We start from the raw sequence: 8,725 nt of genomic DNA, 5'->3' as shown, positions 1-8,725 counted from the left end.
CCGGGCGGGAGGTGCTGCACCAGGCGGTCGTTCAAACGGTGGCCCGGTTGGACGCCTCCGACCACGAGGCCGCCTGGCGCGGCGTGGGCTGGCACACCATCCGTCAGGCGCCCCGGGAGGGCAGGGACGCACGCCGCAGGTGGACCATCCTGCTCTCGCTGATTCTGGCCGCCCCGGCGGTGCTGTTCTGGGGCGTCGCCTCCTTCCCGGGGCAGTCCGGGGTACGGGAGTGGTTCACCACGGGCGCCGGGCCGTGGGTCCTGGTCGGCTTCGGGATCGCGGGGCTGGTATGGACCGGATGGCTGCTGATCCGCCTCGCGACCACCTGGCGCGCCACCCAGGCGACCCCGCTGGCCGAGACCCTGACCGTCCTGCGCTTTCGCCTGTGGACCGCTCTCGGCACGGCCGTCACCGGGGCGCTGCTGTTCGTACGCCTGCAAAACGGCATGGCCTCCGACGACCCGATCATCCCCAACCGCCTCCACCTCATCGACGCCCTGGACAACTTCCTTACCTACGCCGGCTTCGCGCTGCTGCTCCTCGCGTTCGTCGCACTGATCCCAACCGGCGGCGGCCTCGCCCTGGCCACCACAGGAGTCGCCGCGGGGACCCTGTCTGCCGAAGCCGCTATCCAGGCCGCCACCCTCGGTACCCTCGGCATCGCCCTTATGGCTGCGAGTTCCGGCGCCTCACAACCCACTGGCGGAGATACTCCTGGTTCTTCCGGTGGCGGCGCGGGTCCAGCGGAACAACCGGCGGACGTGCTCGGGGGGAGACGCAAGGCTTCGGAGCTCGCCGAGTGGGCCCGCGCGCAGGGCTGGACAGAGTCACGGACACCGAACGGACCGCCGAAGTTTCGGGATGAGAACGGTGTCGTACGTCTGACCTTGAAACAGGGAAGCGGCAGGGCTCCGGGGAGCGACATGCCGCACGTAGAGATTCGGAACGCGAACGGAGAGCGTATCGACCCTTCCGGTAACGTCGTCCCCCGCAAGAGTCCAGGAAACCACACGCCCATCGACTGGGACCTGCCATGAATACCGAAGAAGTCGACTACACCAATCTGCCGGGCTTCAGGGGCGTCTACCTTGAAGACAGCTTCGTCACCGATATCGAAGCCCGTCCAGGGCGGCTGAGCTTCCGCCTCGATCTGGTCCTGACACCGGAGCATCCGACGTACCTGCCGCCCCGCCCAGGTGAACAGCACTGCTACCGGGAAGCGGTGATCGAGTTCACCGACGTGCGACGTCTTGTGTGGGCCGGGCAGGGAACCCCACCTGCCACCGACTCCTCTGGCACTCATGACTACGGCGGAGCAGACTCCTTTGTGGCGACTGGCAACGTCTACCGCATCGAAGGGGATTGGGGAGAAATCGAAATTGAATCCGAAGCCCCTTACATCCGTTTCCTTTCCGCTTACCGAGGTTGAACTAGTGATGTCGCAGGTGATGACGTTCGTTGATCCCTGCGGTATGCCGTTGGTATGCGGTATCCACAAGGCGGCGGGCTGGCCGCCGAACGGCAGCGGGGCCGCAAGGAGTCACCCTCCGCGGCAGACCTTCCCGTGAGCAGGTGCCCGTCCTGCTATGGCGCTACCAGCGCCGGACGAACCGGCTCACCGACCACCTCGGCTGCGTGGTCAAGGAGTCAGCGGGCCGGGCGGGCGCTCGTCTATCCCGCGCTGTGGCCGCAGCGGTGTCGCGCTCGACCGCGCTGCGGATGCTCATACGGCTGCCGCTACCCCGGCCGTGCGTGCCGCAGGTCCTCGGCATGGACGACTTCGCCCTCAAGCGCCGCCACCGGTACGCCACCATCCTGGCGGACGCGAAGAAAGGATACACACTTCGGATCGCACGAATTAAACGTGCGCAGCCCCCACGGATTGATTTACATTATCCAGAACCCCCGCCACGACGCCCAGTAGAATCATCACCCCCATAGCTTTCGAAGAGTCAAAAAGTGCCGATTGTAGCCATCTCGGCTCTTCGTCGGGAGATTTCCACGCCCCAAATCGAAAGAAATTCCACGCGTAGACAAAAAATCCAGTTGCAGCATACTGCATCCAGCGCCGAAATTCACCGCTCACCATGGCCGATATAATCACAAATATTAGCGCGACAGCGGCGCACGACAAGGATACCCGGGTGGCCTGCACGACTCTAGGCATCCGAGTCGTAACACCATGCGGAACCACTGATCCGCTGGCGAAAACCGACCTAATTCGTAGATTCCTCAAAGCCTGCCAGTCGTTCCTAATTTTCTCTCGATACCGCCCCAGACTTGGAACCACATCGCGAGGACGCTTCGCTACGCCCTTGTAGAAGAGCAGTGTCTCGCGATTGGAAATTAGACTAACGAACCCAACTCCGCGAATGTCCGCGCGGTCCACAAGGCGTCCTTGACGATCCTTTCTACTCCATCTCGGAACACTGGGATCACACTGGTGGCCGTCATGAAGACGCCGCGCTCGCTTGTGGTGGCGACAATAAGACCACTCCCCGGCAACTACTTGCCGACAGGGTTTATCCCTACGCCTTTGCGTTGTGTGGTAATACTTGCACGTCACTGGCCAAGCTCGCCCGCGCATCACCCAAATTAATGTCCTGACTGCTGCCACAAGGGGTAGAAACAAAGCCCCGACCACCAGAGGCCAGGGAACAGGGTAAAAAGCCTTGTCGAGCCATACGGCAAAGATGGTCAGACCTTGACCGAGCAGATCAAATACGTCATCCACTCACTGCCTCCTGTTCCTCCCACCTTTCAACATTTCGTACGGACCTACCCGCTTGACGACATGGCCTAAAGAGTCGGCATACAGCTCTTCGAAAGCGACACCCTTGTTGGATGGGTATCCCGGACCAACTCCGCGCCGTGGCACTGGATACTCACCTGAACTCACCGGCCGAAGATCAAGAATTTCAGGTAACGGCGGTGGGCGAGGCTGCGCCGGGTCTGCCGTTCCCCTGCCAGCGCGGCGTCGATTCGTGCCCGGTCGCCTTGCAACATGGTGAGCTTGGCACGCCGCTGGCTAATCTCCGCCCGGTGTCGTACAGCTTCGGCGCGGGCCGCAGTCTGGGCGTCGACGAGGACGCGTCGTTCGGCCGCGATGCGTTGCTGCAGCTGGTTGCGATTGGTCTGTGCGTCCGCCTCGGCTGTCTTGCGGTCACCCTGGAGACGGGCACGATCGGCTGCGGCGCGGTCAGTTAACACCCGCTGTTCAGGAGGCGAGAGCTTGGCGGGGGATGTCTGCCGCGCCCGACTCTCGATCCCCTGGCGCCAGCTCTCCAGAGCGCGGGCGCGTTTCTCGCCAACGCTCGGTACGCGGGTTTCGTAACCGCTGGACAGTACAAAGAACGCGGTGACGTTACCGTATCCCCCGCCCGTGACATACCTGACACTGGTGAAGTCGGCGGCGGTCCTGATACCTGAGGCGATGAGGGCGTCGATGGTCTTTGCGCCCATGTTCGATAGTTTCGCGGCCTCCTGGATGGACGTACGACGGAGCCGGTCCTGGATGTGGCTCCGCTGCAGCAGCGCGAGCGCCTCGTCGCGTCGCTTCTGCTCCTGGCGGGGAAGGTCGGCGAGTTCCCTGTCGATCGTGGTGAGGCGCTGGTTCAGCGCGACGTTGATACGCGCCGCCTCCTTGTGCTGCTCCGCCTGCAAATGCTGGATGCGGGCGGAGTCCTTCGTGTCCCGATCCTTCTCTCGCTTCTCCAGAGCCTGGGCTTCCCGGTCCAACTTCACGAGGGCTTTCGCCGGGTTGTCGAGCGCCCGGGCCTGGCGTCGTAGATCGCGCCGACGGGTCTGGGCGACTCGTACTTCGAGCCGGGTCCGACGGCCAATTCCGCCGGCCACCAGCGCAGTGAGCGTGGCTCCGCCCTGCGCAGCGGGGAGCGCTGACGCGGTGAGGAGCGAGGCGACGACCAGCGACGCCGGAGCAACAAGGAGCAGCACTGTGAACACAGCGAGGGCGACGTCAGCCGGCCTGCGCCGATGGAAGCCCGAAGGCCCCGAGGCGGCAGGAACGGTGGCCGCGGCTGCTACAGGGCCCGGCTGTTGCAGGTGATCGGCCAGCCATGAGGGAAGCGATCTGGGTCCAGACGGCTGCGAGGCGGAAGTAGTTGCAGCTCCGGACGCTGGTGGCTTTGCGCCGGTAGAATTAGCGGCCGACTGGAACGTCCTCTGCGACAGTGCGGGAAGAGCGGACAGCGGCTGTGAAGACAGATCTCGTACGCGGCCGGCCAAGTCACGCAGCCCGCGGTCGGGGTGGCTCAGTAGCGTCCCGAAACGCAGCGATGCGGAGGGATCCTGGAAGTCCTCCTCCGTCAGCAGCAGGAACTCGCCGTCGGGCTCGTGCAGCTGGTCCCAGAGCGACGGGTCGATCGACAACGCGATCAGTGAGAGATAGATGACCCAAGTGGAGAACCGGTCCAGAGCGGGACCGAAGTCGTCGTCCGAGCGGTTCGGTGACTGGTAGTTGCGATGCCCCTTCTCGGTGGCCCGGTAAGTGGCAAGGGCAGGCACAAACATGCCGTCATAGTCAACAAGCCGGAACGTGCCGTCACCGGCGACAAGCAGGTTGCCGTGCTGGAGGTCACCGTGAGCGACTCCGGTGACGGCAAGGTCCGCAGTGAGTGCGGCAAAGCGGGCGGCGAGGGAGGAGAACATAGATGGGTCTGCACGGTGGTCCTCGATCCAGCGGATCAGACCGCTACCCTCCACCCACTCCATCTTGAGCATGGGATACCACTCGCCGAAGACCAGGACGCCCTGCGGCTGGTATTCGAAGCTGATGTTCCAGGGCTGGGAAAGCGACGTGCCGTCCAGCGCCGCCAAGTGACGGCTAATCGCGTCGTAACGCGATTCCTGGGCGGCGACGTCCTGGGTGAAGCATTTGACGGCATAGCGACGTCCCGACTGCGAGGTCACCGAGAAGACACTGGCAAAATTTCCAGAGATAGGTTTGGGGCCAAGTACAGGGTCGCGTTTTACCGCACCGCTCTTGAGCTCCCGGTCACGAAAGCACACAAGCGTGTTCTGCAGCGCTTCCACGTATTGCCCGCCAGTGGGAAATTTCCGAGTGCTCCGCATTCCGGAGCCGGTCGAGCCGATGCGGGGGTCGCCCGACGTCGCGGCCATGGGTGCTACCGATTCCTCTCCGTCCGGGCCAGGATGCGCACCAGCGCCACGTCATCGTTGCGCATCAGCCGGGCTGCGCGCTGCTCCCGTACCCAAGAGCCGAATTCCTCTTGCCCCTTGTCGGCCGCGTCGCCGAGTTCATGCCATGGATGCGACTGCTCCTCGCAGCCGCGCAGGAACCATGCGGCGAGGGCGTCCGTGGTCAGCAGAAGCTCGTCACCGTCTCGCAGATGGCCGCAGGTGTGAGCCAGACGACTGGCGATGAGGTCGACGTCGTGATTGCGGCTGCCGAGAAGAAGCGGGTTGAGGCCGAATTCGGCCGACGAGGCAATTGGGAAGGCCCTCACCTCACCGCAGGACACGTGGAACAGGCAGCTGTCGCCCAGCGCGACGGCGTGGAACTCCCACTCGGCGGGTCCGTACAGTTTCGGGCCTCCGTCGTCCGGATCCGCGAAGGGTAGCGGGTACAAGCGCAGGGCGACGAGAGTAGCGAACGCGCCCTTCTCAAGGCCCGGTTGCTCGTACCACTGCACGGGACGTCCTTCAGTCTGTCGGCGCGAGCAGTACTCCCTGATCTGGTCGTCCCACGGTTCTACGGCTCGGCGTACGAGCTCCGCTGACAGAGTGCCCGGGTCGTCGAACACCTCCGGATGCAGGGCGCCCACCTCAGCCGCATGCTCCACCAGCAGCCGGGACCAGCGTGTGGCCAACAGGCTTTCCGAGGCCCCATCCGAAACGGCGGCACTCAAGGGATAGGCCACGGCCTCGTCAGAGCTCGCGTCCGGACGAATGCCAATCGCGTCCTCGCACTCGGACTCGGAACTCCCCTCCTTCGGAACCAGGAAACGGTTCACGAAGACTACGGGTGCCACCCACGTCACCTCAGTTCGGTGGCTCGGGTTCCGATGTCAAGGAACTCCACGACCGAGGTGATGTCCGCGTTGTAGACGAATCCCCGAGTGTTTTCCGAGACATGGTGGCCCTGCGAAGAGGCGTAAGAGCGCATGTGGCTTGGCAGCGCACTGGACATCTGGAAGAGGGTCCGTGCGTAGGAGTCGGGCAGACCAGTCTCCGAATCCGGGAAGGTGATCGGCGAACCCCCGGCAGCAGAGACGTGCAGGTTGAACAACAGCACGGCACCGTCGGCGGTCGCATGCGAGGCGATGGAGATCGCTGCACTGGTCGGATCGCCGTCGGTCGACTCACCGTCAGTGAGATTCAGTACGATCGGCGGGAAACCGCCTGGGTGCTGCTCGATCCATCGGGCCACCAAAGAGTCTGCGTATCCCAGAGCCCGCGTCATTGGGGTACCGCCCTGAGAGACCGGGTCCATCCATACCGGGAAACTGACATTGGTTTCGACCAGTCCGCCAGCCCCGTCGGCGACCTTCTTGACTCGGTTCTCTACACGCGCGGGATTGTTGGCGACCTCGCTCAGCGGTACCAGATCGCGGCCAGCCAGGACGCCCCCGAACGCTGAGCCGACCGAATGCCCGTAACCGACGACCGCGACGTGAAAGTAGTCCCGGACACCTTCCTCTTTGGCGCACTTGACCGATAGCTCGGTGAGCAACCGGTTGATGGCGTCCGCGACGACGTCTGCCTTCTTCTGAGGGACTTCGCCGCCGATCGAGTCGCTCATCGACGTCGACTGGTCAACGAGGAAGATGAAGCAACCCGGATTGGTACGACTGATCTCAGCGGAGTACGACATGACTGAGGCCTCGGCTCCTACCTCGGGAACGTCGGTGGGTGCTCATGCGGTACTAGACAAGCCCCCCTGGTGGAGACAGATGCTAGCCCATTCAGAGTCTTCGGCGTAGGTCGCATAGACGTTCCCGCAGACGGGACAAGGTGGATGAATGCGAACATTATTGGCGTTAACGCCCTATTGCTGCCACTCTGTGGAACAGAGGGCACCGGGGGAACCCGAGCACCTATGGCCAACGGCGTCACGGTGGAGTCCGAGTGCGCCAACCTCAGTATGGGGGCCGCCAGGCAGTACCGCACTGTCAAGCCCGGGGCCACATCGCCGTCGTGCCAGATCCGTGCCAGATGGGGCGGTACGCCAGGGTCGATAGCGGTCGGCACGAAAGCAGGCAAAATCAGGATACCCGGGCGTTCCTGTAGGTCAGGAAAGCCAGCATGCCTGACAGGCCCGGCGATTCCCAAGCTCAGAGCGCGAGTTCGATTCTCGTCACCCGCTCCATATCGAACCCCCAGGTCAAAGGCCGGGGGGTCGCTTGTTGTCTAGACCTCTCCGGGGTCGTCGTGCCCTCCGCGTGCCCTATCTCGCAGTCCCGTGCCCCGTCAGGGCGGGCCTCTCGCGCCACTCACGACACGCGCGTGTCAGTTGTCCCGAATGCTGAGACGCATTTTCTATGACCTGCACCACTCCTGTCTGGGGATTGTGAAGTCGCAGCCGCGAAGGGAGTAGCCGCGGACATGGCTGGGCCGGGGCAGACGGCGGTCCGTCGGCCCCGGCCCGGTTGGGGGTGTGGTCACGCCTCGCGGGCGGTCGCCTCTTCGGTGGCGTCGCGCCGTTGCTGGCGTACCTCGGCGTTGATGCTCTGGGCGAGCTTGCGCTGGTGCTTCTCCTTGGAGTGCTGGTAGATGAGCTGGGCCCGCTCGGAGGACTGGCCGGCGCGGACCATGAGGTCCTTCAGCTTCGCGCCGGTGTCGGCCGCGAGGGTGTTGCCGGTGTGCCGGAGGTCGTAGAAGCGGAAGCCGTCGGGCATGCCGACCTTGGCCCGCGCCTTGCGCCATTTCCGGCCGAAGGTCGACCGTCGGAAAGGCGCCTTCCGCTCGCCGATGAACAGCAGGCCGTCCGGCTCCTTGGCCGCGAACCACCGCAGGTGGCGCCGGACCTCGGGTATCAGGAAGTCGGGCAGGAAGACGACCCGTTTGCCCGCCCGGGACTTCGGGTCGCCGGTCACGCGCCGCCCGCTGGTCAGCTCGGGCGACGCCTGGTCGATGCGGAGCGTCCCCTTGTCCAGGTCGACGCTGGTGCGGCGCAGCTCCGCCAACTCCTCCGGGCGGAGGGAGGCGAAGGCCCCGAGCAGGACCATCAGCCGCCATCGCGGGCCCATCGCGTCGGCGAGGTCGAAGACCTGCTCGATCGTGGCGACGGGCCGCTCGTCCGCCTCCTCCTTGCCCGCGCCCCTGATCCGGCACGGGTTGCCTGTGTGAGGGCGCGGCACTCGCGGGAACGGCACGGTGGCCCCGCGCAAGGAGCGGGTGGCTCTTGCAGGCAGTCTGGCGGCCGTCGTAGCGTCGCGGTTCTTGGACCGACGCGGCCGTGGGGGGCTGGGCGTGGCGTTGCTGATGGTGGCGGCGGCCGTGTACGGGGTGGTGCAGCTGTTGCTGCCGTCGTCGTTGACGCGGTCGGTGCGGTGGCCGGTGGTTTTGCTGGCGGTGGCGGTGGGGGTCTACGGGTGCGGAGTGGCGACCGCCTTGCTGGAGCTGGTGTACACGCGCGTGGTCGCGGACATCACGGGTGAGCGGTTGTCGAGGGTGGTGGCCAGGGCCTCGTACACGGTCGATCCGGTCGTCGAGGAGTTGGTGAAGGTCGCGCCGCTGGTGCTGG

Annotated in this window: 4 protein-coding genes and 4 pseudogenes; 4 read left to right on the top strand and 4 right to left on the bottom strand. The window is 64.8% G+C overall.

Annotated elements, in window-relative coordinates; genetic code table 11:
- The 3 genes and pseudogenes from RKE29_RS25030 to RKE29_RS25020 form a co-directional block, all read left to right on the top strand.
- Nucleotides 1–1,037, top strand: a pseudogene (locus RKE29_RS25030) (hypothetical protein); the annotation flags it as partial.
- Nucleotides 1,034–1,429 (top strand): hypothetical protein, encoded by a 396-nt coding sequence (locus RKE29_RS25025; protein ID WP_312007893.1) that lies wholly within the window; start codon nt 1,034–1,036, stop codon nt 1,427–1,429. The pseudogene RKE29_RS25030 and the gene RKE29_RS25025, both read left to right, overlap by 4 nt.
- A gap of 134 nt (nt 1,430–1,563) precedes the next feature.
- Nucleotides 1,564–1,836: pseudogene (locus tag RKE29_RS25020) on the top strand (ISL3 family transposase); the annotation flags it as partial.
- A gap of 1,059 nt (nt 1,837–2,895) precedes the next feature.
- Here the strand turns inward: RKE29_RS25020 and RKE29_RS25015 are convergent.
- From RKE29_RS25015 to RKE29_RS25000, 4 genes and pseudogenes are all read right to left on the bottom strand, one after another.
- Nucleotides 2,896–5,139: a hypothetical protein gene (locus RKE29_RS25015; protein ID WP_312007892.1), complete on the bottom strand. Its 2,244-nt coding sequence runs from the start codon at nt 5,137–5,139 to the stop codon at nt 2,896–2,898.
- Between the two features lie 5 nt (nt 5,140–5,144).
- On the bottom strand, nt 5,145–6,011 hold the full coding sequence (locus RKE29_RS25010) for a hypothetical protein (RefSeq protein ID WP_312007891.1): 867 nt from the start codon (nt 6,009–6,011) through the stop codon (nt 5,145–5,147).
- Between the two features lie 5 nt (nt 6,012–6,016).
- Nucleotides 6,017–6,853, bottom strand: coding sequence for a VWA domain-containing protein (locus tag RKE29_RS25005; RefSeq protein WP_312007890.1), 837 nt, complete (start codon nt 6,851–6,853; stop codon nt 6,017–6,019).
- Nucleotides 6,854–7,640: 787 nt separating this feature from the next.
- Nucleotides 7,641–8,318, bottom strand: a pseudogene (locus RKE29_RS25000) (tyrosine-type recombinase/integrase); the annotation flags it as partial.
- Nucleotides 8,319–8,451: 133 nt separating this feature from the next.
- Here RKE29_RS25000 and RKE29_RS24995 point away from each other — a divergent pair.
- Nucleotides 8,452–8,725 (top strand): annotated as a pseudogene (locus RKE29_RS24995) (PrsW family intramembrane metalloprotease); the annotation flags it as partial.

The sequence above is a fragment of the Streptomyces sp. B1866 genome, assembly GCF_031932565.1.
Lineage (GTDB): Bacteria > Actinomycetota > Actinomycetes > Streptomycetales > Streptomycetaceae > Streptomyces.
The sequence above is the reverse complement of the archived record's forward strand: the minus strand, read 5'-3'. Positions and strand labels throughout refer to the sequence as shown.